This window comes from Mesorhizobium sp. WSM4816, from assembly GCF_055811535.1.
On sequence record NZ_JBVVQR010000001.1, the window covers coordinates 440,104 to 466,106 of the forward strand.

At 62.8% G+C, this 26,003-nt stretch carries 24 protein-coding genes; 7 read left to right on the plus strand and 17 right to left on the minus strand.

The window, feature by feature from the left end; translation table 11 throughout:
* Positions 1–92 precede the first annotated feature (92 nt).
* Both AC0L3H_RS01965 and AC0L3H_RS01970 read left to right on the plus strand, forming a co-directional pair.
* Positions 93–2,399 carry a xanthine dehydrogenase family protein molybdopterin-binding subunit gene (locus AC0L3H_RS01965; protein ID WP_473584292.1) on the plus strand — a complete coding sequence of 769 codons (2,307 nt, stop codon included), beginning with the start codon at positions 93–95 and terminating at the stop codon, positions 2,397–2,399.
* A gap of 44 nt (positions 2,400–2,443) precedes the next feature.
* On the plus strand, positions 2,444–3,346 hold the full coding sequence (locus AC0L3H_RS01970; RefSeq protein ID WP_128172792.1) for a DMT family transporter: 903 nt from the start codon (positions 2,444–2,446) through the stop codon (positions 3,344–3,346).
* On the opposite strand, the gene AC0L3H_RS01975 is transcribed toward AC0L3H_RS01970, so the two are convergent.
* The 3 genes from AC0L3H_RS01975 to AC0L3H_RS01985 form a co-directional block, all read right to left on the minus strand.
* Entirely contained in the window at positions 3,347–4,159 is an 813-nt protein-coding gene (locus AC0L3H_RS01975) for a helix-turn-helix domain-containing protein (RefSeq protein WP_473584293.1), read from the minus strand.
* Between the two features lie 74 nt (positions 4,160–4,233).
* Positions 4,234–5,121, minus strand: a complete 888-nt coding sequence (locus tag AC0L3H_RS01980) for a uracil-DNA glycosylase (RefSeq protein ID WP_473584294.1) — start codon at positions 5,119–5,121, stop codon at positions 4,234–4,236.
* A gap of 127 nt (positions 5,122–5,248) precedes the next feature.
* The gene (locus AC0L3H_RS01985; RefSeq protein WP_473494145.1) at positions 5,249–5,893 is read right to left on the minus strand and encodes a hypothetical protein; all 645 of its coding nucleotides are present in this window, start codon (positions 5,891–5,893) and stop codon (positions 5,249–5,251) included.
* Positions 5,894–6,240: 347 nt separating this feature from the next.
* On the opposite strand from AC0L3H_RS01985, the gene AC0L3H_RS01990 reads away from it, so the two are divergent.
* Both AC0L3H_RS01990 and AC0L3H_RS01995 read left to right on the plus strand, forming a co-directional pair.
* The gene (locus tag AC0L3H_RS01990) at positions 6,241–7,920 is read left to right on the plus strand and encodes an electron transfer flavoprotein-ubiquinone oxidoreductase (RefSeq protein WP_473584295.1); all 1,680 of its coding nucleotides are present in this window, start codon (positions 6,241–6,243) and stop codon (positions 7,918–7,920) included.
* Between the two features lie 140 nt (positions 7,921–8,060).
* On the plus strand, positions 8,061–8,666 hold the full coding sequence (locus AC0L3H_RS01995) for a DUF922 domain-containing protein (RefSeq protein ID WP_473584296.1): 606 nt from the start codon (positions 8,061–8,063) through the stop codon (positions 8,664–8,666).
* A gap of 1 nt (position 8,667) precedes the next feature.
* Here AC0L3H_RS01995 and AC0L3H_RS02000 read toward each other — a convergent pair whose 3' ends face one another.
* From AC0L3H_RS02000 to AC0L3H_RS02020, 5 genes are all read right to left on the minus strand, one after another.
* Positions 8,668–9,717 carry an endonuclease/exonuclease/phosphatase family protein gene (locus AC0L3H_RS02000; protein ID WP_473584297.1) on the minus strand — a complete coding sequence of 350 codons (1,050 nt, stop codon included), beginning with the start codon at positions 9,715–9,717 and terminating at the stop codon, positions 8,668–8,670.
* Between the two features lie 122 nt (positions 9,718–9,839).
* Positions 9,840–11,300: an AMP nucleosidase gene (locus AC0L3H_RS02005; RefSeq protein ID WP_473584298.1), complete on the minus strand. Its 1,461-nt coding sequence runs from the start codon at positions 11,298–11,300 to the stop codon at positions 9,840–9,842.
* 129 nt (positions 11,301–11,429) lie between these two features.
* On the minus strand, positions 11,430–11,624 hold the full coding sequence (locus tag AC0L3H_RS02010) for a hypothetical protein (RefSeq protein ID WP_128168071.1): 195 nt from the start codon (positions 11,622–11,624) through the stop codon (positions 11,430–11,432).
* A 35-nt stretch (positions 11,625–11,659) separates the two neighbouring features.
* Positions 11,660–11,809 (minus strand): hypothetical protein, encoded by a 150-nt coding sequence (locus tag AC0L3H_RS02015; protein WP_287258542.1) that lies wholly within the window; start codon positions 11,807–11,809, stop codon positions 11,660–11,662.
* 205 nt (positions 11,810–12,014) lie between these two features.
* Positions 12,015–12,359 (minus strand): DUF2147 domain-containing protein, encoded by a 345-nt coding sequence (locus AC0L3H_RS02020; protein WP_473584299.1) that lies wholly within the window; start codon positions 12,357–12,359, stop codon positions 12,015–12,017.
* A gap of 462 nt (positions 12,360–12,821) precedes the next feature.
* Here AC0L3H_RS02020 and AC0L3H_RS02025 point away from each other — a divergent pair, with 462 nt between their 5' ends.
* Together AC0L3H_RS02025 and AC0L3H_RS02030 are read left to right on the plus strand one after the other, a co-directional pair.
* On the plus strand, positions 12,822–13,088 hold the full coding sequence (locus tag AC0L3H_RS02025) for an SEL1-like repeat protein (protein ID WP_027152750.1): 267 nt from the start codon (positions 12,822–12,824) through the stop codon (positions 13,086–13,088).
* Positions 13,089–13,592: 504 nt separating this feature from the next.
* The gene (locus tag AC0L3H_RS02030) at positions 13,593–14,711 is read left to right on the plus strand and encodes an ABC transporter substrate-binding protein (protein WP_128172686.1); all 1,119 of its coding nucleotides are present in this window, start codon (positions 13,593–13,595) and stop codon (positions 14,709–14,711) included.
* Positions 14,712–14,827: 116 nt separating this feature from the next.
* Here AC0L3H_RS02030 and AC0L3H_RS02035 read toward each other — a convergent pair whose 3' ends face one another.
* The 9 genes from AC0L3H_RS02035 to AC0L3H_RS02075 all read right to left on the minus strand — a co-directional run bounded on the left by AC0L3H_RS02035 (position 14,828) and on the right by AC0L3H_RS02075 (position 23,778).
* Entirely contained in the window at positions 14,828–16,786 is a 1,959-nt protein-coding gene (locus tag AC0L3H_RS02035; protein WP_473584300.1) for an acetyl/propionyl/methylcrotonyl-CoA carboxylase subunit alpha, read from the minus strand.
* A 187-nt stretch (positions 16,787–16,973) separates the two neighbouring features.
* Positions 16,974–17,351 carry a hypothetical protein gene (locus tag AC0L3H_RS02040; protein WP_473494154.1) on the minus strand — a complete coding sequence of 126 codons (378 nt, stop codon included), beginning with the start codon at positions 17,349–17,351 and terminating at the stop codon, positions 16,974–16,976.
* A gap of 116 nt (positions 17,352–17,467) precedes the next feature.
* The gene (locus tag AC0L3H_RS02045; protein WP_473584301.1) at positions 17,468–17,995 is read right to left on the minus strand and encodes an O-acetyl-ADP-ribose deacetylase; all 528 of its coding nucleotides are present in this window, start codon (positions 17,993–17,995) and stop codon (positions 17,468–17,470) included.
* A 3-nt stretch (positions 17,996–17,998) separates the two neighbouring features.
* Positions 17,999–19,606 (minus strand): carboxyl transferase domain-containing protein, encoded by a 1,608-nt coding sequence (locus AC0L3H_RS02050; protein ID WP_473584302.1) that lies wholly within the window; start codon positions 19,604–19,606, stop codon positions 17,999–18,001.
* Positions 19,607–19,611: 5 nt separating this feature from the next.
* Complete coding sequence (locus AC0L3H_RS02055) at positions 19,612–19,995, minus strand: type II toxin-antitoxin system VapC family toxin (protein ID WP_473584303.1); 384 nt, start codon at positions 19,993–19,995, stop codon at positions 19,612–19,614.
* Positions 19,992–20,414, minus strand: coding sequence for an AbrB/MazE/SpoVT family DNA-binding domain-containing protein (locus AC0L3H_RS02060; RefSeq protein WP_473584304.1), 423 nt, complete (start codon positions 20,412–20,414; stop codon positions 19,992–19,994). The genes AC0L3H_RS02055 and AC0L3H_RS02060 overlap by 4 nt, the downstream gene beginning before the upstream one ends.
* Before the next feature lie 75 nt (positions 20,415–20,489).
* Positions 20,490–21,653, minus strand: a complete 1,164-nt coding sequence (locus AC0L3H_RS02065) for an isovaleryl-CoA dehydrogenase (RefSeq protein WP_473584305.1) — start codon at positions 21,651–21,653, stop codon at positions 20,490–20,492.
* A 58-nt stretch (positions 21,654–21,711) separates the two neighbouring features.
* Positions 21,712–22,374 carry a TetR/AcrR family transcriptional regulator gene (locus tag AC0L3H_RS02070; protein ID WP_473584306.1) on the minus strand — a complete coding sequence of 221 codons (663 nt, stop codon included), beginning with the start codon at positions 22,372–22,374 and terminating at the stop codon, positions 21,712–21,714.
* A gap of 291 nt (positions 22,375–22,665) precedes the next feature.
* On the minus strand, positions 22,666–23,778 hold the full coding sequence (locus AC0L3H_RS02075) for a pyridoxal phosphate-dependent aminotransferase (RefSeq protein WP_473584307.1): 1,113 nt from the start codon (positions 23,776–23,778) through the stop codon (positions 22,666–22,668).
* Positions 23,779–23,935: 157 nt separating this feature from the next.
* Here AC0L3H_RS02075 and AC0L3H_RS02080 point away from each other — a divergent pair, with 157 nt between their 5' ends.
* On the plus strand, positions 23,936–25,615 hold the full coding sequence (locus tag AC0L3H_RS02080) for a tetratricopeptide repeat-containing sulfotransferase family protein (RefSeq protein WP_473494162.1): 1,680 nt from the start codon (positions 23,936–23,938) through the stop codon (positions 25,613–25,615).
* Positions 25,616–26,003 lie beyond the last annotated feature (388 nt).

Sequence of the window (26,003 nt, forward strand, 5' to 3'; positions counted from 1 at the left end):
GCACGCGCTCTTTACACGAAACCGTCACTCGACAAAACTGGCTCAGCGCCTATTTCAGGCACTCGTTTTCCAATCATCGTCGCGAGGTATCCATGACCGTCGTCACACCGAAATTCGGCATGGGCGCCTCTGTGCTGCGTCGCGAGGACCAAGCCTTCCTCAAGGGCCTCGGTCGCTATACGGACGACATCCAGCCGGCCGGCCTCATGCACGGCTATGTCCTGCGCTCGCCGGTGGCCAAAGCAAGCTTCACCCTCGGTTCGACCGAGGCGGCCAAGGCGGCATCCGGTGTCCATCTGGTGCTGACCGGTGCGGATCTTGCTCATCTCGGCAAGCTGAAATCCGGCGTCATGCAGAGGCAGCCGGACGGCACCAAGGCGCCGACCCGCGACATTCCGGTCCTTTGCCGCGACCGGGTCAATTATGTCGGCGACGCCGTCGCCTTCGTCGTCGCCGACAGCCGCGCGCTGGCACAGGACGCGGCCGAACTGATCGAGGTCGATTATGAGGGCGAGGATGCCGCGTCTGGCACCGCCACGGCGCTTGACGAAGGCACGCCGCTGGTCTGGCCGGAACTCGGCTCCAACCGCGCCTTCAGCTACCACATCGGCGACAAGGCCAAGACCGCGGCGGCATTCGCCAGGGCGGCGCATGTCACTCGCATCGAATTCATCAACAACCGGCTGGTCTGCAACTACATCGAGCCGCGCTCGGCGATCGGCGAGTGGAACACGCAGGAGAACCGCTTCGTGCTGACCACGGGCTCGCAGGGCGTGCATTCGATGCAGTACATCCTGGCCGACGTCTTCAAGATCAAGAAGAACCAGCTGCGCGTCATCACGCCGGATGTCGGCGGCGGCTTCGGGCCGAAAAGCTTCGTCTATCGCGAGCATCCGCTGGTGCTGGAGGCCGCCAGGCGCCTTGGCCGCCCGGTGAAATGGGCCGGCGACCGCACCGAGCATTTCCTCACCGATGCGCAAGGTCGCGACAATGTCGTGACCGCCGAGATGGCGATGGACAAGGACGGCCGCTTTCTCGGCATGAAGGTCGATCTCCTCGCGAATATCGGTGCCTATATCTCGCAATATGGCCCGTTCATCCCCTATATCGGCGTCACCATGTCGACCGGCGTCTACGACATCCAGGCGCTCGACGTTTCGGTGACCGGCCTCTACACCAACACTTGCCCGGTCGATGCCTACCGCGGCGCCGGCCGTCCGGAAGCGGCATTCCTGCTGGAAAAGCTCGTCGACGCCTGCGCCCATGACCTGGCCTTGCCAGTCGAAGAGATCCGCCGGCGCAATTTCATCAGGCCCGAGCAGTTCCCTTACCGCACGCAGACCGACCGCCTCTATGATACCGGCGAATTCGCAGGCCATATGGACCGCGCCATCGAACAAGCGGAGTGGCAGGCGTTTCCGGAGCGACTGGCGCAGTCGAAGGCGGAAGGCAAAATCCGCGGCATCGGCATGGCGACCTATATCGAGGCCTGTGCTTTTCCCGGCTCCGAACCGGCCTTTGTCGAATTGAACGGCGACGGCACGGTGACGCTGAAGATCGGCACCCAGACCAACGGGCAGGGGCATGCGACCGCCTATGCGCAGTTCCTCTCGGAAAAGCTTCATCTCGACATCGACAAGATTCATGTTCGCCAGGGCGACACAGACGAGCTGAAGGCCGGCGGCGGCACCGGTGGCTCGCGCTCCATTCCGCTTGGCGGTGTGTCAGCTTCTCGCGCCGGCGAGGATCTGGCCATCAAGATCAGCCGCATCGCCGCCGATGAGCTGGAAGCCTCGGCCGACGACATCGAATTGTCCAACGGCGTTGCCCGCATCGTCGGCACCGACCGCACGATCGATTTTTCGAGCATCGCCAAGGCCGCCAAGAAGCCGGACGATCTCAAGGGCTTTGGCGAGTTCGTGCAGGACGAATGCACCTATCCGAACGGCACCCACATCTGCGAGGTCGAGATCGATCCCGACACCGGCGTGACGGAAATTGTCCGCTATACGATCGTCGACGATTTCGGCGTCACCGTGAACCCTGTGCTGCTGGCCGGCCAGGTGCATGGCGGCGTCGTCCAGGGCATCGGCCAGGCGCTGACCGAGAACACGGTCTATGACGAGGACGGGCAGCTGTTGACGGCAAGCTTCATGGACTATGCCATGCCGCGCGCCGACGATTTGCCGTTCTTCCATTTCGAGACCCGTAACGTGCCCTCGACCACCAATGCGCTCGGCATCAAGGGGGCAGGCGAGGCGGGCACAATCGGAGCGACGCCGGCCGCCCTCAACGCGGTGACGGATGCGCTCTATCGCGCCTACGGCATCAGGCACATCGACATGCCGGCAACGCCGGCGCGCATCTGGGCGGCGATCCAGGAAGCAGCTGCCAAGTGAGCCCGACGGACCATCCCGGCGGGCACAACACGCTGACCGGGATCATGCTCAAGATCGTCTCGGTGGCGGTCTTCGTCGCCATGTCGTCCTGCATCAAGGCGGCGGGCACGGTGCCGGCGGGCCAGATCGTCTTCTTCCGCTCGTTCTTTGCCATCTTTCCGATCGTCGTCTTCCTGGCCTTTCAGGGAAAGCTTGGCACCGCGTTTTCGACCAAGCGCCCGCTCAACCACATTGCGCGTGGCGTTGTCGGCGTCTGCGCCATGGGGCTCGGCTTCTTCGCGCTGATTCGGCTGCCGCTGCCGGAAGCGATCGCGCTGAACTACGCACAGCCGCTGCTGGTGGTGGTGTTCAGTTCGATCTTTCTCGGCGAAGCGATCCGCGTCTATCGCTGGAGCGCGGTTGCGGTCGGACTGGTCGGGGTGCTGGTCATCTCATGGCCGGAACTGACGCTGCTGGGTTCGGGCGCAGCACTCGGCGACCAGGAGGTGCTCGGCGTCATCGCCGCACTGGTCGCGGCAGCGATCTCGGCCGTCGCCATGCTGCTGGTGCGCAACCTCGTCCAGAGCGAGCCGACGGCAACCATCGTGCTGTGGTTTTCGGTGACGGCGAGCCTCCTGGCGTTGCTGTCGCTGCCGTTCGGCTGGCAGGCGCTGACACCGGCGCAGGCGGGCCTGCTTATTGCTGCAGGCTTTTGCGGCGGGCTCGCCCAGATTCTGATGACGGCCGCCTATCGCCATGCCGAGGCCTCGGTCGTGGCGCCTTTCGAATACACGTCGATGCTGCTTGGCATCGTTGTCGGCTATCTCGCCTTCGGCGACGTCCCGACGGTTCATATGCTCATCGGCGGCGTGATCGTCGTTGCCGCCGGCATCTTCATCATCTGGCGCGAGCGCCAGCTTGGCCTTGAACGTGCCCGCACCCGCCAGGCGACCCCGCCACAAGGATGATCAGGACGGCTCGGCCCGCTCGTTCGCCAATCGCACCAGCACGGTCCTTGTCTGCTCATCGGCGGGGAAAAACGATTCGATCGCCAGTTCCGACAGCGTCACGTCGAGCGGCGTGCCGAACACGGTGATGGTGCTGATGAACGACAGCACGGCATCGCCATGCGCAAGCCGCAGCGGGTGCACGATCGCGTTCGGCTCGACCGCCAGCGGCCGTGCGCCGTTCTGGCCGGACGGATAGGTCCGAAGCTCGCGCTCCAGTTCGACCAGAACCGGGTCGCCAGAGGCGTCGTTCTGGTGTTTCAGCCGGTCGAGAAGATGCGCGCGCCATTCGGCCAGGTTGACGATGCGCGGCGCGATGCCACCCGGGTGCAGGCTGAGCCGCAGCACGTTGACCGGCGGCTTCAGCAAGGAAGGCTCGGCAACATTGGCCAGGAACGGGCCGATGGCGGTGTTCGCCGACACCAGGTTCCAGTGCCGGTCGACAGCCAGAGCCGGGAAGGGTTCGTGCCCCCTGAGCACGATCTCGACCGCCGCCATCGCCGGCGCCAGCGAGGCATCGCTGACCGGACGCTCGCTGAAGCTAGGGGCAAAGCCTGCGGCCAGCAGGAGCCGGTTGCGCTGCCTCAGCGGAATCGACAGCTGCTCGGCCAGATGCAGCACCATGTCGCGCGAGGGTGCCGCGCGGCCGCTTTCCACGAAACTCAGATGCCGCTGCGAGATTTCGGCTTCCATGGCGAGATCGAGCTGGCTCATGCGCCGGCGCATGCGCCATTCGCGAATGAGGCTGCCGGCGGAAGTCTGGATTGCTGTCATGAGCGCATGACTAGGCCGGCCGCAGATGCATTTCAATTACCGGGGAGGTTATAGCGCCGCTCTTCCCTTCACCCTCAACCCAGCGTCCGCAGTTTCGCCTTCACCTCAAGAAAATCCCGCCACGCCAGCTTCTTGTGCGCGGGGGTTCTCAAGAGATAGGCCGGATGAAGCGTCGGCATGGCGGGAATGGCAATGCCGGCGGCGGTCGTGTGGACGCGCCAGTTGCCGCGCAGCCGCAGGATGCCCTCTGTGGTGTTGAGAAGGGTGCTTGCCGAGGGGCCGCCCAAATTGACCAGCACCTTCGGATTGACCAGCTCGATCTGCCGTTCGATGAACGGCCGGCAAATCTCGGTCTCGTGCGGCGTCGGCGTGCGGTTGCCCGGCGGCCGCCAGGGAATCACATTGGCGATGTAGGCCGAGGTCCGGTCGAGGCCGATTGCGGCCAGCATCCGGTCGAGCAGCCGGCCCGAGCGGCCGACGAACGGCAATCCCTCGATGTCCTCGTCGCGCCCGGGTGCCTCGCCGACCAGCATCACCGCGGCATTCGGATTGCCATCGGCGAACACCAGGTTCTTGGCGGTGAATTTGAGGTTGCAGCCGTCGAATGCCGCCATGTGCTGGCGAAGTTCGTCCAGGGTTGCCGCCGTCGTCGCCAGGTGTCGCGCCAATGCCGCTTGCTGCTCGTCGGGCACTGTCGCCATACCGGACGGCGCGCGCACCGCCGGCGCCGCAGCTTGCCTTTCGCCCATTCCGGCGCGTGACAGGCTTGTCGAGCGTGGCAGCGCTGCGTTTTCACCGGTTGGCGGCGGTACTGTCGCTGGCGCCCGCTCAGGCGGCTTTGACGCAGCCTCGGCAAACCTGTTCAGCGGCTCCTCTTCGAGCGCTTCATCGACCCCGGCGCTGGCGTAGAAGGCCAGCAGGTCGGCAAAATCAGATCGGTTGTCTCGGGAAACGGCAGTCATGCTTTCACATTCAGCCGCGCGGCAGGAATTTGCAACATCGTGATTGGCGCGATGCTTCATGATTTCGTCATCCTCGGGTGGAGCATGAGCGAAGAGACGTTGCGAAGACCCAGTATGACGAAGTGGTTCAGCTCGACGGTATACGCGGATCCTGCACCAGATAGAACGTCCAGCGTGGTGTGTAGTCGGTGATCAGGTAATCGAATTTTGCCGTCTTCAACGGGTCGATCTTGCCGCTCTTGAACAGCAGCCGGTCATAGGGTTCGAAGTCGCGATCGAAATCGGCAAAGCTGCTCGACCAGATGTTGTCAGGCGTCTTGTTGCGCTGGTCGAACGACAGGCCGTCGCCGAACACGCTCGGCCGGTGGAGTATCTCCTGGAGCTCGAACTGGAACTCGACCCAGGCCTGGCCGCTGTTGTTGAGCACGTCGATGCGCATATACATGAGGCCGTTGGCAAATTGGCCCGCAGTGCCGAAGGGGTGGATCGGCTTCGTCGTGCGGATCGTCAGTGTCACAGGTGTCGCCGAATTCAACTCTTCGGTGATGACAAGCGGGTCCTCCTTTGTCCCGATGCCCGAGGCGCTGGTGATCCGGAAGCCGCCCAGCTCGTCGGAAAAGGAGTAGGCTCCGGCCACCCAGACCCTTTGCGGCTCGGCGAGGGCGCCAACGGACGCCAGCGGCAAAAGGGCCAAAACGAGCGCCCGGCAAACCCGTCCGGGCGGCGAAAAAAAGCGCGTCGATGAAAAGCCGGATGGCCCGTATGTGCGCATGGTGCGAAGTATGGCCGATAAGCAAGCCGTCGAACAATTAAAAAAAATCAGGGCGACGGCTCTCTTTGGACTGGCTTGACCCGGATCGATGTTGGTGGACCCGCAAATCGCGATTTTGTAGTACGATGCGCGGCCTTTTTGACGAAATCGGCATTGTCACGTCAGCGCCGGTTTCGCGTCGCGAATTGATGCGCTATGCAGCGGATAAGCCAGCAAGATGCGCAAATGCGCTCGCATGATCCCAAAAAGTGAAATCACTTTTTGGAAAGGATCATGCGAAAATAAAGTTGCCAGAGTGTCCTTTGCGCGTCCAATGGGCGCGCGGCACTCTGGGCAGTGAGGGGTTGATGAGCGAGATCGAACGCGAAAGCATGGAATTCGACGTGGTCATCGTCGGCGCCGGGCCGGCCGGCCTCGCTGCCGCGATCCGTCTCAAGCAGGTCAATCCCGAGCTTTCCGTCGTCGTCCTGGAAAAGGGCGGCGAAGTCGGCGCTCACATCCTGTCCGGCGCCGTCGTCGATCCGATCGGCATCGACCGGCTGCTGCCGGGCTGGCGTGACGAGGGGGGACATCCGTTCAAGACGCCGGTCACCGCAGACCATTTCCTGGTCCTCGGCCCCGCCGGTTCGTTCCGTCTGCCCAATTTCCTGATGCCGCCGCTGATGAGCAACCACGGCAACTACATCGTTTCGCTCGGCAATGTCTGCCGCTGGCTGGCGACCAAGGCCGAGGCGCTGGGCGTCGAGATCTATCCGGGCTTTGCCGCCGTGGACCTCATTTACAGTGACGAGGGCGCGGTCACCGGCGTTGTCACCGGCGACATGGGCGTCGAGAAGGATGGCACGCATGGCCCGGGCTTCGCGCCGGGCATGGCGCTGATGGGCAAATATGTGCTGATCGGCGAGGGCGCGCGCGGCTCGCTGGCCAAGCAGCTGATCGCCAAATACCATCTTTCCGACGGCCGCGAACCCGGCAAATACGGCATCGGCCTCAAGGAGCTCTGGCAGGTCAAGCCGGAGAACCACCGGCCAGGCCTTGTCCAGCATTCCTTCGGCTGGCCGCTCGACATGAAGACCGGCGGCGGCTCCTTCCTCTACCATCTGGAGGACAACCAGGTGGCGGTCGGCTTTGTCGTCCACCTCAACTACAAGGACCCCTATCTGTCGCCGTTCGACGAGTTCCAGCGCTTCAAGACCCACCCGGCGATCAGGGGCACATTCGAGGGCGGCAAGCGGCTCGGCTATGGCGCCCGTGCCATCACCGAGGGCGGCTGGCAGTCGGTGCCGAAATTGTCCTTCCCCGGCGGCGCGCTGATTGGGTGTGCTGCCGGCTTCGTCAACGTGCCGCGCATCAAGGGCTCGCACAATGCCGTGCTCTCCGGAATGCTGGCGGCCGAGCATGTCGCCGAGGCGATCGGCGCCGGCCGCGCCAATGACGAACTGGCTTCCTACGAGGCGGCATGGCGGGCAACCGACATCGGCAAGGATTTGAAGAAGGTGCGCAACGTCAAGCCGTTGTGGTCGCGCTTCGGCACCGTCGTCGGCGTCGGCATCGGCGGCCTCGACATGTGGCTGAATTCGCTGTTCGGGCTCTCGCCTTTTGGCACGCTGAAGCACGGCAAGGCCGATCATGCGACGCTGGAGCCGGCCGCCAGGCATAAGAAGATCGCCTATCCGAAGCCGGATGGCGTGCTCACCTTCGACCGCCTGTCCTCGGTGTTCCTGTCCAACACCAACCACGAGGAAAACGAGCCTGTCCACCTGCTGGTCGCGGATATGGATCTGCAGCAGCGTTCCGAACACGATGTCTATGCCGGGCCATCGACACGCTACTGCCCGGCCAGTGTCTACGAATGGGTCGACAAGGATGGCAACGCCGCCGCCGATCCCGAGGCGAAGGGCGTGCGCTTCGTCATCAACGCGCAGAACTGCGTCCACTGCAAGACCTGCGACATCAAGGATCCGAACCGAAACATTACCTGGGTGCCGCCACAAGGTGGAGAGGGACCAGTCTACCAAAACATGTAGCCCAGCAAGCCAGAACCGGCGGCCGTCTCGCCCGCCGATCAAATGAAGGCGCGTGAAGGCCTATTATATGTGCGGCGTCTAAAAGAAGTTGAAGCGGGGCGGCGCCTGTGGTTCCATTCTTTCTGACCCGGGAGATGACCATGCGCCTGGCGGTTCTGATGTGCCTTGTGGCGATTGGCGCCTTGTGCGGCTTCGCACCGCCGGCATTGGCTGACACGAAGGTGCTGGTCAAGACCCGGACCTACGACATCACTGGAACCACGGGCGCCGCCCTGATCGAGGCCATGGACCGCAACGGTCCGAAGCGGCACGGCTTCATGACGCACGCCATCGCGCTGGCCGCCTATACCGTGGATTGGGACCTTGACGTCACAAGGGAGGGTGGTGTCTGCCGTCTGCGCCAAGCCAATGGCACGCTTGATCTCACCTACACCTTGCCGCGTTTGGCCTCGGCCGCGACACCGGCGCTGCAGAAGCGCTGGAAGCGGTTTTTCGCGGGCGTTCGTGCTCACGAGCATAACCATGGCCGCATCGCCAGGACAATGATGCGGGCGACCGAGAAATCGATCACTGGACTGGAGTTCGCCGACAACTTGTTTTGCAGCAAGACGCACCGCGAGGCGAGGCGCCGGATCAAGGCCGTCTATGCCGAATACGAGGCGAAACAGAACGCCTTCGACGCGCGCGAGCATCGCGACGGCGGCCATGTCGAGCACCTCATGAGGGCGCTGTTGCGCAAGCAGTAGCTCAGCCTCGGGTCCTGCCGTTCTGTCTCACCGATGCCGTCGCGGTTTCGTGTTCATCGACCGGCTTCTTCTGTTCCGGCCTGAGCGAGAACTCCACCATCAGCGGAAGATGGTCGGAGCCGGCGTTATCCAGCCTCGACACCGAATGGATGAGAACTGCGCCCTTGCTGAAAACAAGGTCGATCGGCAGTCCGGCGAAGCGCAGGAATTCCGGCAGCTTGATAGGGAGCCAGGTCGGCCCCGACGAAGGCGCCACAGTCAGCTTGCCAAGTCCTGCGACGCGCCGGACGGCGGCGCTCCACGGCACTGCATTGCAGTCGCATGCCATGATCGATGTCTCGCCGAGCGAGGCGAACTCCCCCGACAATCCGCCGATCTGCCATGACTGGTTGCGCGGCCATGGCCAGATGAGGTGCATGGCGGCGACGTCGACGTCGGTTCCGCCGAAATCGACCGTCGCGATGGCCATCGCGCCGCGGCCATCGCAGCGCGGTTGCGTGCCGGCGGCAAACGGCCGTCTGGACAGCAGCGCAACGCCGAAAACGCCATTGGGGTAGGGGCAGAGGATCCGGTGGGGGTAGGCGCTGGCGAGAAGGCCAAGCTTCGCCTTCCACATGTCGGACACCTCGTCGAGGGTGATCACATCAGGCTGGGTCCGGCCGATCAGCGACAGGACTTTTTCAGGCGTTGCATTGTTGAACCGCAGGTTCATCTGCAGCAGGCGGTAGACCGCCTTGTCACCGGGATGGACTGCCTGATCGCCGGGGTAAACGGGCTGATCGCCGGCCTCGACTTCGTAGGCTGCCTGGACCGGCCACAGGCGGGGCACCGACAGGGCGTTCGACGTGGTGGCAAAGGCAGCCACCGCAAAGAGCAGCGCTGTGGTCGCCTGCAGGCGAAACGAGGTCGCCAACAGCGGCAGCGCGCAAAGCGCCATCAGCACGGCAAGATGAACGCGGAAATGAGCGAAGGAATCGAAGGCCGGATGCAGCGTTCCGAAAAACCCGGCCACCAGCGCGACCGAGAAGACGAGCATTGCGACGAATGCCATCGAAGCCATCATGTCTCGAACGGGTGCCATCTCCTTTGCTTATCGGCAGAAATGCGGTCAATCAAGATGGTGAAACGCCCTGCCGCGGTGTTACCATACTCCGATCGATGAAAGCCGCCGTTCTACTGGAACGCCGTCTCCGAAAAGCTTCTTAGCTTGCGCGAATGCAACCGTTCCATCGGCATCTCTGCCAGCTTTTCCATCGCCCTGATGCCGATGGTCAAATGCTGTGCCACTTGCCGCTTGTAGAACTCGGTGGCCATGCCGGGCAGCTTCAATTCGCCATGCAGCGGTTTGTCGGAGACGCAAAGCAGCGTACCGTAGGGTACGCGGAAGCGGAAGCCATTGGCGGCGATCGTCGCCGACTCCATGTCGAGCGCGATCGCCCGTGATTGCGACAGCCGCTGCACTGGCCCACGCTGGTCGCGCAACTCCCAGTTGCGGTTGTCGATGGTAGCGACTGTGCCGGTGCGCATGATACGCTTGAGGTCATAGCCGGAAAGGCCGGTGACTTCGGCGACCGCCTCCTGCAGCGCCACCTGGATTTCGGCCAGCGGCGGGATCGGCACCCAGACCGGAAGATCGTCGTCCAGAACATGGTCTTCCCGCACATAGGCATGCGCCAGCACATAGTCGCCCAGCGCCTGGGTGTTGCGCAGGCCGGCGCAATGGCCGAGCATCACCCAGGCATGCGGCCTGAGCACCGCTATGTGGTCGGTGATCGTCTTGGCATTGGAGGGGCCGACGCCGATATTGACCATGGTGATGCCGCCATGGTTCGGCTTCTTCAGATGGTAGGCCGGCATCTGCGGCAGGCGCGGCGGCGCCACGCCATGGCTGGGCGCGCTTTCTCCAGCCTTGGTGACGACGTTTCCCGGCTCGACGAATTCGACGTATCCGCCGCCGCCTTTCGCCATCAGATCGTGCGCACGTGCGACGAATTCGTCGATGTAGAACTGGTAGTTGGTGAACAGCACGAAATTCTGGAAATGCTGCGGACTGGTCGCCGTGTAGTGCGACATCCGGTGCAGCGAGTAGTCGATGCGTTGCGCCGTGAACGCCGCCAACGGCCTGGCTTCGCCTAGCGCCACTTCGAACGTGCCGTTGGCGATCTGGTCGTCGGTGCCGTCGAGATCCGGCACGTCGAACAGGTCACGGATCGGCCGCCTGATGCGCTCGGCTGCCGCGCCGTCGACATGCGAGCCTTCCAGGAACGCGAAATGCAGCGGGATGGGCGTCGTCGATTCCGAAACCGTGACCGGAACGCCGTGATTGCGCATGATCAGGCGAAGCTGTTCGATGAGATAGCGTTCGAAAAGGGCGGGCTGGGTTATGGTGGTCGAGAAATGCCCGGGCGTCGGCATATGGCCGTAAGCCTGCCGCGAGTCGATCTGGGTGAACGAAGTCGTGGTGACACCGACCTCCGGATAAAACGCCCGGTAGCGCTTGTTGTTGTCGCCGCCTGCGGCGAGCGCCGTAAACGGATCGCGCAGGAATTTGGTGTTGCGGTCGTAGAGCGCCTGCAAGGCCGCAACGGCCTTTGCTGCATCATTGAAGACCTGCCGGCCAAACGACTCCGGCATCACGACTGAGTCTATGGCTTGGGGATAGATTCGCTTTTCCATGACCCAATATAGAGGCTTGGCGATGCGGTTGGGAGGGGGCCGAAGGATCGTTTTTTATTTTGCATGGTTTCGATGAAGGCCGATTGCCTAGCCGCGCCGCAGGCTGATCAGCAGCACAAAGCCGACGCCGGTCTTCTTCAGCGCCGGCGCTTCGATTGTCGAGCCGGCATCGGCGCGCATCGTCGGCACGGCCAGAACCGGGGCCGCAAGAACCGTCAGGATGAGCGCCGCCCGTGGCAGGACCCGAAGGGTTTTCAGGACGTTGGCGACGATGCGGTTCATGGCTTTGCTTTTCTCCTCTCGAAGTCTTCGTCGGTTCAGGGGCGAAAATGGTTCACGCAACCGAACCGGCAGGAATTGGCCTGGTCCCAGTTGCGGGCCGAGCGCCCCTCGGCAACCAGGATGGCGAACGACATGCCGAACAGGCTCATCAGCAGGCAGACGATGGTGAAGCGGCGGGCGAACATGGCGTGGTGTCTCCTTCGACACGCATGAGAATGCCCTGATGCAACTGAACCGGTTCTGATGCCGGCGTTCATCTGCGGTTCAAATTTGGACTGTTAGGGCGCAGAAGGCGCAGCCTGCGCGATCGATCGGTGTTCCCAAACACAGAGGCGCGAACAAAAACGGGGCCTTTGCGGCCCCGCTTTCATTGTGGTGCAGTCGAAACGATCAGAGCTTGTGCCAGGTCTGGCTCCTGCAGATCAGCCCGCCGAGCACGCAGCCGCTCATCTTGAGCGAAGCGCCTGAGACCGAGGCCTTTCCGGAATAGGTCTTGTCGGTCTCCGGGTCGGTTATCGTCCCCGTATATTTGTTGGCGCCGGACACCTTGAACGAACCGATTCGCTTGCCGGCAAACTTGCCGGATTTGAGCGTGATGGAAAATGCGTCGCCACCGCCCGTGATGGCGGCGGTCGAACCGGCCTGCGTTTTCCAGTTGCCTTCGATCGGGTCGGCCCAAGCGGTGCCGGCCATGATCAATGTGGCCGCGAGGGCCATGCTGATTTTGCGCAACATGTTTCTCCTCCCAGTGGGCATCCGCCGGGTGCTGCGCCCCGCCGGTCTGCCTCTTACGCAAACGTAAGCTAATCCACCTCCCGACAAAACAAAAGCGGTGCCGCTACGGAAGACTTCGGGATTTTTCCCGGCCGCCTGAAGCGGTCTGGTCGGCGAGAAATGAAACACCGGGCATGCTGGCTTTGTCTTCCGTGGTTAGCGGAGTCTTGATTTGCACCTCGCAAATTTTCATCAATTTTGGCGCAAACCGGCGCAATTGCTGGCTTTGCATCGTTAATGAATTTCGGCGTTTACCTCTTGTTTTAGCTTTGTTTTCCTCAAATTAAGCACGCCGTTTAACGACGGATTCAAGCCTTCGGTTCATTCTCGAAAGCATCGAAAGAGCGGCCGCCCCAAGGGTTTCCAAGGGACAGAACGAGGCAGCTCTCGGGAGCCTGACAGGGGCTAGAACAGGGGATTGAAATGGCACGTTTTGAAATGCCTGAAGCCGGCTTCGGCGCCATGGGGGCAACTGCCCAGGCCGACATTCTTTTCGAACTGGGCATGATGTATGCGACCGGACGCGATTGCGAGACCGATGTCGTCGCCGCCCACAAATGGTTCAACATCGCTGCGATCAAGGGCTCGGTGCGCGCCGCGGAACTGCGCTCGGAATTGTCGGCCGCCATGTCGAAAGTCGAGATCGCCAGGGCGCTGCGCGAAGCCCGCGAATGGATGACGATGCACTAAGTCTCACCTGAACTCATCATGTACTGAGATCACCGACAGGGACTCTTCAAGGCCGCGCGAAGACGGCCGGACCGGCAAGAACAAGGCCGCGCAAGACGGCCGGACCAACAATGACAAGAACGCCGCAGGCCGGATACAGCCCAGCTGCGCGACGGACAGGGAAGGCGAGCGATTTTCGGGGCGCGCGTAGCGTTCGGGATTGTTCGATCGACAAAAGCCGCGACCGGCCGGAACAAGGCAGGCGCGGCTTTTCGCGTTTTCGGACCATGGTCCCAAAAAGTGGAAACCGGGTTTTGGAAAAGATCATGCTCAAACAGTCGGACCGTGATCCCAAAAAGTGGAAACCGGTTTTTGGAAAAGATCATGATCAAACAGAAAGCCGGCAGGCCCAATCGAGTGCCGCCGATGCGCCAAGACAGGCTTGGCGAAGGGTGAAATTCTCCCACCTATTCTGGAAGAGGCGCGGCCGGAGCGGCCGCGCGCGAGTGGAGGAGTTGTATCGCCATGAAAAAGTTAGGTATTTTGAGCGCGGCCATTGTCGGCCTGGTGATGAGCGCGCCGGCCTTCGCCGAAGACATCACCTTTTCGGTGGTCGGACCGATGACCGGACAGCTTGCCACCATCGGCGACCAGTTCAAGCAGGGCGCGCAGGCCGCGGCCGACGCGATCAACGCCGCCGGCGGCGTCGACGGCCGTCAGATCAAGCTCGACGTCCAGGATGACCAGTGCGATCCAAAGCAGGCGGTTTCGGTCGCAAACCGCATCGTCGCCAACGGCGTCAAGTTCATCGATGGCCATGCCTGCTCTGGCTCGAGCATCCCCGCCTCGGCCGTCTATGCCGAAGCCGGTGCGATGATGATGTCGCCGGCTTCGTCGAACCCGGAGCTGACGGACGCGGCGGCGAAATCCGGCTGGCCGACGATCATGCGCCTTTATACGCGCGATGATGCGCAGGGCGCCTTCATCGGTCCATGGATCGCCAAGAAATACGCCGGCAAGAAGGTCGTCATCATGCATGACAAGAGCGCCTATGGGCAGGGCGTGGCCGATGCCGTCAAGGCGACGATGAACCAGAACGGCCTCAACGAGATCCTCTATGAGGGCATCAACGCCGGCGAAAAGGACTATTCCGCGCTTGTCACCAAGCTCAAGGAACTGAAGGCTGATGTGGTCTATTTCGGCGGCTACCACCCAGAGGCCGGCCTCATCCTGCGCCAGTCGGCGGAACAGGACTTCAAGTTCCAGCTGATCATGCCGGACTCGATTGCCACGCCGGAATTCTGGCAGGTTGCCGGCCCGGCCGGCGAAGGCACCATGTTCGTCTTCCCGTCGGATCCGCAGGCGAAGCCCGAAGCCAAGCAGGCCATCGAAAAGATCAAGGCGGGCGGCTTCGTGCCCGAGGGCTTTACGCTGTTCTCCTATGCCGTGATCCAGGCCTTTGCCGAGGGCATCAAGCGCGCCGGCAGCGACGACCCGGCCAAGGTTGCCGAAGCGCTGAAGAATGGCCAGCCGATCAGCACCGTCGTCGGCCCTGTCACTTTCGATGAAAAGGGCGACCTCAAGAACGTCAGCTACGACATCAACCAGTGGCACGACGGCAAATACGCGCCGATCCAGCCGTAATCGCCGGCTTCGCCTGGCGACAATCGGAGATGGCCGGGGCAGATCCGGCCATTTTCATTTGGTCATGCGTTTGCGGCGCGCGTCTTCCGTCGTCGCCTCTCCTTGGATGAACAGCGTCAGCCGTGGGCTTCCTCGGCAAAACGCACCAGCACCGTCCCATCGGTGACCTGTGCGCCCTCTGTTGCGATCTCGGCGATCGTCCCGTCATGCGTGGCGGAAATCGTGTGCTCCATCTTCATCGCTTCGAGGATCAACAGCGGCTGGCCCTTGATGACAGTTTCGCCTTTTGTCGCGCGCACCAGCTTGACCAGTCCCGGCATCGGCGCGCGCAGGCTGTCGGCACCGGCGGCGATTTCGTCGGCCCTTTCCAACGGGTCCGGCACCGCGAAGCTGTAGCCGACGGCGCCTGAAAAGACAGTGACATGGCCTGGCCAGCGGGCGAGGCGAGGGGCGGCGCGAAGATCAAGCGCGCTGTCATAAGGTGCGTCCAGTGCCACCTGGAAGCGCCCGTCCGGCCGCATCGATACAAGCGCCAGGATACCGTCCTCGCCGTAGCGAAGCCGCGTGCGCCGCGCCATCGCGTGGAAATGCGCATAGCCGGCAAGCGACGACCACGGCTCGCGGGTCGGCGCCTGAGCCCCGGCGCCGGACGCTGCAAGTGCGGCCGCGGCGACGATCTCGCTGCTCGGCGGCGGCACTGCGGTCAGCGCTTGCTGGTGCCTGCCGATCAGCCCGGTGTCGACGTCACCTGCCGAAAAATCCGCGTCAGCGGCGAGAGCCGCGAGAAAGGCGGTGTTGACGGTCGAGCCGGCGATCTCGGTTTGGGAAAGGGAAATGCCCAGTGCTTCGAGCGCCGCCTGCCGGTTCTTGCCATGGACGACGAGCTTGGCGATCATCGGGTCGTAGAACGGCGAGATGGCATCGCCAGTCCGCACGCCGGTCTCGATCCGCATGCTGGCGCCCTCGGGCGCTGTATCCGGAAATTTCAGGTGATGCAGCGTGCCCGTCGCCGGCAAAAAACCCTTTGCCGCGTCTTCGGCATAGATGCGCGCCTCGAAGGCATGTCCGGAGAGCGCAATCTCGCTCTGCGTCTTCGGCAGCTTTTCGCCGGACGCCACCCGCAACTGCCATTCGACCAGATCGGTGCCGGTGACCATTTCGGTGACGGGATGCTCGACCTGCAGGCGAGTGTTCATTTCCATGAACCAGAAGCGGTCGGCCTTCAGCCCTTGCGAGGCGTCGACGATGAACTCGATCGTGCCGGCACCGGAATAGTCGATCGCCTTGGCGGCCTTCACCGCCGCCTCAGTCATTGCCTTGCGCAATGCCGGCGTCATCCCGGGGGCGGGGGCTTCCTCGATCACCTTCTGATGGCGCCGCTGCGCCGAGCAGTCGCGCTCGTAAAGATGCACGACATTGCCGAAGTTATCGCCGAAAACCTGAACCTCGATGTGGCGCGGCTTGTCGACATATTTCTCGACCAGCACGCGGTCGTCGCCGAACGCGGCCTTGGCCTCGCGCCGCGCACCCGACAGCGCCTCGGAAAAGTCGTCGGGATGTTCGACGCGCCGCATGCCCTTGCCGCCGCCGCCGGCGCGCGCCTTGATCAGCACGGGATAGCCGATCTCGCGTGCCTTGGAGGCGAGCAGCACGATCTCCTGCGCCTCGCCGTGATAGCCCGGCACAACCGGCACGCCGGCCTTCTCCATCAGCCGCTTGGCCGCGTCCTTCAGCCCCATGGCGCGGATCGAGGCGGCCGACGGGCCGATGAAGACGAGCCCGGCCGCTGTCACCTGATCGACGAAATCAGGGTTTTCCGACAGAAAACCGTAGCCGGGATGGATGGCTTCGGCGCCGGTGGCCAAAGCCGCCGCGACGATCTTGTCGCCGCGCAGATAACTTTCGCCGACCGGCGAGGGTCCGATATGCACCGCTTCGTCGGCCATCTCGACATGCAAGGCGCCGGCGTCGGCATCGGAATAGACGGCGACCGTGCGCACGCCCATCCTGCGAGCGGTGCGGATCACCCGGCAAGCGATCTCGCCGCGGTTGGCGATCAGGATTTTGGCGAACATGGGACCTCCAAAGCCAGAGCTTGCCGCCAACGGCGCGAATGCTCCTTCACGCGGGCTGTGGCAACACCCTGCTTTGCAGTCCGGCCATTGTCAAAGGATCGGTAAGCCAGGCCCGCTTACGTCTGAAAACGTTGCAGTGTCATCTTCGCCCCATCCCGCTGGTATTTGCGCCCGTTGCTGCAGCAACCTACTTGGAGGCGGCGATGGCGCAGCCGCCTGCCGCCGTCTTGAGTTTCCACCTCGTCAAGCCGGCCTGACAATTGCGCAACGCTCTCTCTTCCGCGGCCTGTTGCGAGGGGGCGTTGAGCGTGGAACCACAGATGATGTAGAGGTCGCTGACGCGCGAATAGAACGTCGTCGCATAGGCCGAATGGCCGCTGGCCGCGACATAGGATTTGTAGGCTTTCGGGCAATCTCCGGTCGAACCTGCCGGAAAATTGACGGCGAAACGACGGTCGCCTTTGTTTCCCGCCAGCGATTCCGCCGCTCCCACGCCAGGGGTCGCTAATATAAGCAACGTCGAAAGTACTGACATAGTTGTTTTTTGAAAAATCTGCAGTCTCATCTTCGCCCAATCCCCACGGTATTTGCGATAAGCAATAACCGCGATTCTTTCGTCTGACCAGATCGGTGAATGAAAATAAGTCTGAAACTATGAAGGGATTTTCCTACCTGTGCCGGTCACGCTCCGCCAAGCAGCAACGCCTGTTGGTATAGGTCCGCCGTCTGTTGGTCGAAGCAGCAGAAGATGACGGTTTCAGGAACCGCATTGTGGCTGATAAAGGCGCTCACCGTGCCAACGGCGATCTGCGTCGCCTGGTCCTTTGGATACCGGTATACACCGGTCGAGATCGCCGGAAATGCCACCGTCCTGCAATCCTTGCCGGCGGCGAGTTCGAGCGAACGGCGGTAGCAGGAGGCCAACAACTCGGCTTCGCCCTTGCCGCCGCCTTGCCAGACCGGCCCGACCGTGTGGATGACATAGCGTGCCGGCAGCCTGTAGCCCTTGGTGAGTTTTGCGTCGCCGACCTTGCAGCCATTGAGGGATTGGCATTCGGCCAGAAGTTCGGGGCCGGCCGCACGGTGGATGGCGCCGTCGACGCCCCCGCCACCCAGAAGTGAGGTGTTGGCGGCGTTGACGATGGCGTCGACCGCCAGCCTGGTGATATCGCCGACATGAACGCGAATCCTTGCCTCGATCTCGCTCATCGGTCACATCCTGAACACGCCGAAGCTTGTCTCCTCGATCCCGGCGTTCAGCGCTGCGGACAGGCTGAGCGCCAGCACCTCGCGCGTCTTGGCCGGATCGATGATGCCGTCGTCCCAGAGCCGGGCGGAGGAATACAGCGGGTGGCCTTCATGCTCGTATTTCATCAGGATCGGCTTCTTGAATTTTGCCTCTTCCTCCGCGCTCCATTCCCCGCCCTTGCGCTCGATCCCCTCGCGCTTGACCACGGCCAGCACGGTGGCCGCCTGCTCGCCGCCCATGACCGAAATGCGGGCATTCGGCCACATCCACAGGAAGCGTGGCGAATAGGCGCGTCCGCACATGCCGTAATTGCCGGCGCCGAACGAGCCGCCGATGATCATGGTGACCTTCGGCACGCGGGCCGTGGCGACCGCCATCACCAGCTTGGCGCCGTCCTTGGCGATGCCGCCGGCCTCGTATTTTCGCCCGACCATGAAGCCGGTGATGTTCTGCAGGAAGATCAGCGGAATCTTGCGCTGGCAGCACAACTCGCTGAAATGCGCGCCCTTCAGCGCACTTTCGGAAAACAGCACGCCGTTGTTGGCGATGATGCCGACCGGCATGCCGTTGAGATGGGCAAAGCCGGTGACCAGCGTGGTGCCATAATTCTGCTTGAACTCGTCCAATTCGGAGCCGTCGACGATGCGGGCGATCACTTCACGCACGTCATAGGGCTGGCGCAGATCGGTCGGCACGATGCCGTAGAGTTCTTCGGCTGCATGAAGCGGCGCAATCGGATCGCGTAGCGCCAGCCCGATCTGCTTCTTTCGATTGAGGTTCTTGACGATGCGGCGCGCGATCGCCAGCGCATGCTCGTCGTCCAGCGCAAAATGATCGGCCACGCCGGAAAGCCGCGTGTGGACCTCGGCGCCGCCCAATTCCTCCGCGCTGACGTCCTCGCCGGTAGCGGCCTTCACCAGCGGCGGACCGCCGAGGAAGATGGTAGCCTGGTTGCGCACCATGATCGTCTCGTCCGACATCGCCGGCACATAGGCGCCGCCCGCCGTGCACGAACCCATGACGCAGGCGATCTGCGGAATGCCAGCAGCCGACATGTTGGCCTGGTTGTAGAAGATGCGGCCGAAATGGTCGCGGTCGGGAAACACCTCGTCCTGGTTGGGCAGGTTGGCGCCGCCGCTGTCGACCAGATAGACGCAAGGCAATCTGTTCTGCAGCGCGATCTCCTGGGCGCGCAGATGCTTCTTCACGGTCATTGGATAATAGGTGCCGCCCTTCACCGTGGCGTCGTTGACGACGACCATCACTTCGGTGCCTTCGACGCGGCCGATGCCGGTAATGATGCCGGCCGATGCGATGTCCTCACCATACATCGACCACGCGGCGAACTGGCCGATCTCGAGGAATGGCGAGCCGGTGTCGAGCAATTGGGCGAGGCGCTCGCGCGGCAAAAGCTTGCCGCGGCTCTGGTGGCGCTCACGCGCTTCCTCCGAGCCGCCACGCTCGACGGTTGCCGCCTTTTGCGCAATGTCGGCGACCAGCGCCCGCATGCGCTCGGCATTGGCGCGAAAGGTGTCGGAGGCTGGCGAGATTTGCGAGGTGAGGAGGGCCATTGGCGTTACCGGATCAGTTCGATCTTGCAGCCGATATCCAGGTCGCCCCAGTCACGGTCGGCGGTGACGGCAATGGCGTTCTCGCGAATTGCCAGTGCCAGGCAGGCGCGGTCGCCCAGCGACAAGCCGCGATGCCGCGTCAGTTCGCGAAGCTGACCGGCAGCGATGCCCATCATCTCGTCGAAAGCAGCGACCGGCATGCCGAGACTGGCGAGGTCGTCCGCGGCCTCTTCCATGCTGCGTCCCTTGTCGATCAGCTTGGCGATAATTTCGGCCGCATTGACGGAGCTGAATTGCGCGTCCGGCGCGAAACCCAAGGCAACATCGGTGCCTTTCTCGTTAAGCAGGATCGCAAGCGCCGCCGAGCTGTCCATGACGTAAGCTTTCACTTCGCTCCCTTCCTCGCCGTTCCTTCGGCATGAAGCCGGTCCAAACGTCTATCGCTTCGACGCTGTTCTTCCCGCCGCTCCTTCAGAAATTCGTCGACGACACTTTCGCCGGGCTTTTTCAACGCTGACAATTCGGCCTGGACGCGCCGCAGATTCCGAAGCCACGACCTTACCCGCAATTCGCCGTTCTCGACATGAAGGATCAAGTCTTCACCGGGCTTCACGCCCATTTCCTCGCGCATCGCAGCCGGGATAACGAAGCGTCCGCCCTCGCCAAGTCTAACGCGCTCGCGTTTCGCTGGAATCCGGAGCGGAGTTTTCCGAGCTCCGGCCTCGAACTGTGTTTGCGGATTTTCGTCAAACCCAGCCTTTTCGGTTCCGTTCGCCATAGTCTGCCTCGTTCCCGAAATGTGGCACATATTAGTCAATATGGCACAAGTGGCTATTCATGGCAAAGAGTCAAAAAAGGGACCACTAAGTGTGAGATATCCGGCCTAGATCGTCTCCGCCATGATTTCCCGCCCGATCAGCCAGCGGCGGATCTCGCTGGTGCCGGCGCCGATCTCGTAGAGCTTGGCGTCGCGCAAAAGCCGGCCGGTCGGATAGTCGTTGATGTAGCCATTGCCGCCCAGCAGCTGGATGGCGTCGAGCGCCATCTGCGTCGCCTTCTCGGCCGCGAACAGCACGCAAGCGGCGGCGTCCTTGCGGCTCGTCTGGCCGCGGTCGCAGGCAGCGGCGACGGCATAGACATAGGCGCGCGCCGCGTTCATCGTCGTATACATGTCGGCGAGCTTGCCCTGCACCAGCTGGAACTCGCCGATCGACTGACCGAACTGCTTGCGTTCGCGCACATAGGGGACCGCCACATCGAGGCACGCCGCCATTATCCCGAGCGGGCCGCCGGCGAGCACCGTGCGCTCGTAGTCGAGACCCGACATCAGCACCTCGACGCCGCGCCCTTCCTCATGCAGCACGTTCTCGAACGGCACTTCGACATCCGAAAAAACCAGTTCGCCGGTGTTGGAGCCGCGCATGCCGAGCTTGTCGAGCTTTTGCGCGACGGAGAAGCCGGCAAAATCCTTTTCGACGATAAAGGCGGTGATGCCGCGCGAACGGAGCTCCGGATCGGACTTGGCGTAGACGACCAGCGTCTCGGCGTCCGGGCCGTTGGTGATCCACATCTTGGTGCCGTTGAGCGCATAGCAATCGTTGCGCTTTTCGGCACGCAGTTTGAGCGACACGACGTCGGAGCCGGCGCCGGATTCCGACATTGCCAGCGCGCCGACCTTTTCGCCGCTGCACAGCGCAGGTAGATATTTTTCCTTCTGCGCCGGCGTTGCCCAGCGATTGATCTGGTTAACGCAGAGGTTGGAATGGGCGCCGTAGGAGAGGCCGACCGAGGCCGAGGCGCGCGAAATCTCCTCCATCGCCACGACATGGGCGAGATAGCCCATGCCGGTGCCGCCGAATTCCGGATCGGCGGTGATGCCGAGCAGGCCGAGCCCACCGAGCTCGACCCACAGATGCGCCGGAAATTCATTCGAGCGGTCGATTTCGGCGGCGATCGGGGCGATCTTGTCCTGGGCGAAGCGCCGCACCAGGTCGCGCAGCGCTCCGATGTCTTCGTCAAGCCCGAAGTTGAGTGTGTACGTGTACATGCCGTTCCTCCCGGCGCATGGCCCCGAAATCGAATTCAATTTCGGGAAGGGTGCAAAATCAAAGTGCTGCAGCGTTCTTGGCGCGCCGGAAGCGGCCGCCGGCGCTGCAGGTCGTTGTCGCGCCATGGGCCTTTGCTCCAACCAGGCGCATTGTCATTGAGAGATATGTGGCGGTCACCTCCGAGATCGATAGCCGCTCGCCCGGCCGGAACCAGACGATAACGCCGGTCATCATCTGGATCAGCGCCATGGCTGTCAGCCCTGTGTCTTCGACGCTGAAGACGCCGGCTTCTGCGCCTTCGCGCAAGATGACGCGCAGCTCCTTCTCATAGGCGGTGCGCATACGCAGGATCTGCGTCAGGCGGTCATGCGACAGGCTGCGCAATTCCATGTTCGAGACATGGGTGGAATGGCGGCGTTCGATGTGGAAGGCGATGTGGTTTTCGACATAGGCGGCGAGCCGGGTCGCCGGATCGGCCGCGGCCGGGCGCGCCGCGTCCCACGCCTCGATCAGCCCTTTCATGTGCTCGCGCATCAGCGTGAACAAAAGGTCTTCCTTGGTCGGAAAATAACGGTAGAGCGCCGCCGCCTGGACGCCGACCTCGGCGGCCAGTTGGCGCATCGACATCGCCTCATAGCCGAGACGCGCGATCAGGCTGACCGCCGCCTCGCGGACCGCCGCTTCGGTCTTTTCCCCGTCGGAACCGGTCGTGCGCGCCATGCAAGCCTCGTTGAGCGGAGTAAAGAATAAAACGAACGTTCAATTAATTCAAGGGCCAATGTCAGGCGATGGCGTTCCTTCGCGCCCCCCTCTGTCCTGCCGGACATCTCCCCCACGAGGGGGGAGATCGGCAGCTCCAATGGCCGCGCTTTTCTTAGAGGTTAGAGATTGGCGAAAGCTGAAGTGACAGCCAATCTCCCCCCAAGTGGGGGAGATGTCCGGCAGGACAGAGGGTGCGCTGTCCCGCAGGCATCAAATCAAAAGGTCCTGCAGGGTCTTGACGACGGCGCGCTAGCTCCCCCGTGCCGCCGCCACCGCACCAGGCAATTCCTCGGCAAAAATGTCGAGCTCGTGGTCGAGGCCGACGCTGACCCTGATGCAGCGGTCGAGCACCGGCACCATCGGCTTGCGGATGAACACATCGCGCGACAAAAGCGCCTGCAGCACCTTCAGCGCGAAGGCGCCGTCGCCGCCGCAGTCCATGGTGACGAAATTGGTGGCCGAGGCCAGCGGCTTCAGCCCATTGGCCTCCGCGATCCCGGCGATGCGCCGACGGCCGGAAGCGACCCGCGCCACCACGCTTTGCAGATAGTCCTGATCGGCCAGCGCCTCGACGCCAGCGATCTGCGCCATGCGGCTGACGCCGTAGTGGTTGCGGATCTTCTCGAAATCGCGGATCACCTGGGCATCGGCCACCGCATAGCCGCAACGTATGCCGGCCAGCCCGTAGGCTTTCGAGAAAGTGCGCATGCGGATGACGTTCGGCCGTGACACGTCGATCGGCGGCAGCGCCGAGGCAGGGCCCAATTCGCCATAGGCCTCGTCGAGCACCAGCATGGTGGTCTCCGGCAGGGCTTCGATGAAGCGGATGAGCTCCGCCGCCTCCCACCAGCTTCCCATCGGATTGTCCGGGTTGGACAGGTAGACCAGCGGCGCTTTATCCCTGGTGACCGCAGCCAACAGGCCGTCCAGGCTTTCCCGGTCGTTCTCGTAGGGGACCGTGACCAGCCGGCCGCCGACGCCGGCAATATGGAAATTGAAGGTCGGATAGGCGCCGAGCGAGGTGACCACCGCGTCGCCCGGCGCCACATACATGCGCGCCACCAGGCTGAGCAACCCGTCTATGCCTTCGCCGACCACCACGTTTTCGACGCCAACGCCAAGATGCCCGGCAACAGTCACCTTCAAATCGTGATTGTCTGGATCACAATACATCCACATGTCGCGGGCGATGCCGGCCATGCGGGCGATGACGCGCGGCGAGGGGCCAAAACTGCTCTCATTGGCGCCGATGCGGGCGCGAAAGGCGCGGCCGCGATTTCGCTCCTGCGCCTCCGGGCCGACAAACGGCACCGTCGAAGGAAGCGCGCTGACGATCGGCGTGAGGGGAGGGCGCTGGCGCATGGCAAGTCTCGCTAAAAAAGGGGGCTCGCTCGAAAAGTGCCTTCTTGCTAGCGCGGCACAGGTAACCGCGCAAGCTCCCGCCTTGGCTGGAGCCAGCATGCTGGATTCCCCCCGCACTTTTTGCTAGCGAGATATTTCTTTTTGCTAGCGAGATATCATGAACAATCGACTCCCGCCTGCCTGGTCAAAGCACATCAAGCCCGGACCCGCGCCAAAAGTGAAGGGGCCGATAGTGAAGCCTTTGGTGAGCCCGCAGAAAGCAAGCGCCCAATCGCGTGCGCAGGCCGACGACGCATTGCTGAAACAGGCATATGCCTTTCAGCAGGCCAAGCGGCTCGACGAGGCTCAGGACCTATGCCTTCGGGTTCTGGAGCGCACGCCAAACCATCCGCTCGCCTTATACATCCTGGGGACCATATACCTGGGTTACGACGATGAGCGGGCCTTGCGATATTTCGCACGGGCGGTCGGCGAGGAACCTAAAAACCCCTACTACCACCTCAGCCTGGGCGAGGCCTATGTGAAGGTCAGCGAGTATGCGCCAGCAATCAAGCATATGCAGTACGCCCTGGAACTGCAGCCCGGCCTTATCGAAGCACTTTGTGCATTGGGGCGCACTTACACGGCGTTTGACAAGCCCGACATGGCTCTGCCGCTTTACGAGAAGGCGCTGAAAATCAACCGCGATCATCCCAAGGTGCGAGCCGGGCTGGCCAGCGCGCTCAGCGGCCTGGGGCGTATGGATGAAGCCGCCGCCTATCTGAAGCAAGCAATCGCACGTCGTATTGGCGTGCCGGCTGCCTACAACGACCTTGTACAGACGCGAAACTTCACCGAGGAGCCCGAGGAGCTCCAATCCATCCTTCGTGAGCTCGGTAATCCGAAACTTGGTTCGGAAGGCGCGCAGCAACTCCATCACGCCGCCGGCAAGGTGCTGAACGACCTCAAGCGCTATGACGAGGCATTCGACCATTTCAACAAGGCGAAACAGGCCTCCGGCCAAAGGTTCGATATCGATCTGTATCGTCGGTGGGTCGATTCGATGATTGAAACCTTCACGCCGGACTTTTTGGCTGCCAGGGCCGGCTATGGAAATCCTTCCGAAGCGCCTGTGTTCGTGGTTGGCATGCCCCGCTCGGGGACGACGCTCACCGAGCAGATCTGCGCCAGCCATCCCGACGTTCATGGCGCAGGGGAGCTTAGCAAGCTGAGGCGGGTCGCGAATGCGATCGGTCTCAAGACATCATCGGCTGGCGATTTGAGCCAGCCGGTCACCTCGATCACGGAAGTCCTGTCCAGAACCTTGGCCGAAGAGCACCTGTCCTATTTGCGCGAGCGGGCGCCTGCCGCGCTTCGCGTCGTGGACAAGACGCCGCACAATTTTGAGCTGATCGGGCTCATCGGGCTTCTCTTCCCCAACGCGCGCATCATTCATTGCCGCCGGGACGCCATCGACAATTGCGTCTCCTGCTTCGTCCTCAACTTCAGCGAGGCACACAGCTACAACACCGACCTGAATACACTAGGCCTGTACTATCGCGAGTATGACCGCCTGATGCGGCACTGGAACGAGCTCTTTCCAGGCCATATCTTCGAAAATCGCTATGAAACGCTGGTTGAGGACCAGGAAGCCCAGTCGCGCCGCCTGATAGATTATCTCGGGCTGCCTTGGGATGACGCCTGCCTGCGATTTTTCGACAGGGATGGTTCGGTCAACACGCCCAGCCGCTGGCAGGTTCGCCAACCGATCTACAAATCGTCGGTCAAGCGCTGGAAGAACTATGAAAACGAAATTCAGCCGCTGATCCAGTCGCTGGGCGATCTTGCTGAGATTTGACTTGGGGATGGCGGTGCGCATTGCGCGGACCGCGAACTGCCAACCGACCTGTCCTGTTCCTTCCAACCGTTCCTGCGTTGCAGAATTTTTCGAGACGCTGGAGGGATAGCGCCCCTGCCGGACAAGGCTCTTCCTTCTCCCCTTGTGGGAGAAGGTGGCTGAGCGAAGCTCGGTCGGATGAGGGGTGCTCCAGCTTGGCACCGCCGGCACTCCGTGGAACACCCCTTGTGTCTCTCGAATCATGCAAGATCGGGTTGGGGGGGGGGGGGGGGGGGGGGGCCCCGGCCCCCCCCCGGGGGGGGGCCCCCCCCGGGGGGGGGGTGGGGGGGGGGGGGGGGGGGGGGGGGGGGGGGGGGGGGGGGGGGGGGGGGGGGGGGGGGGGGGGGGG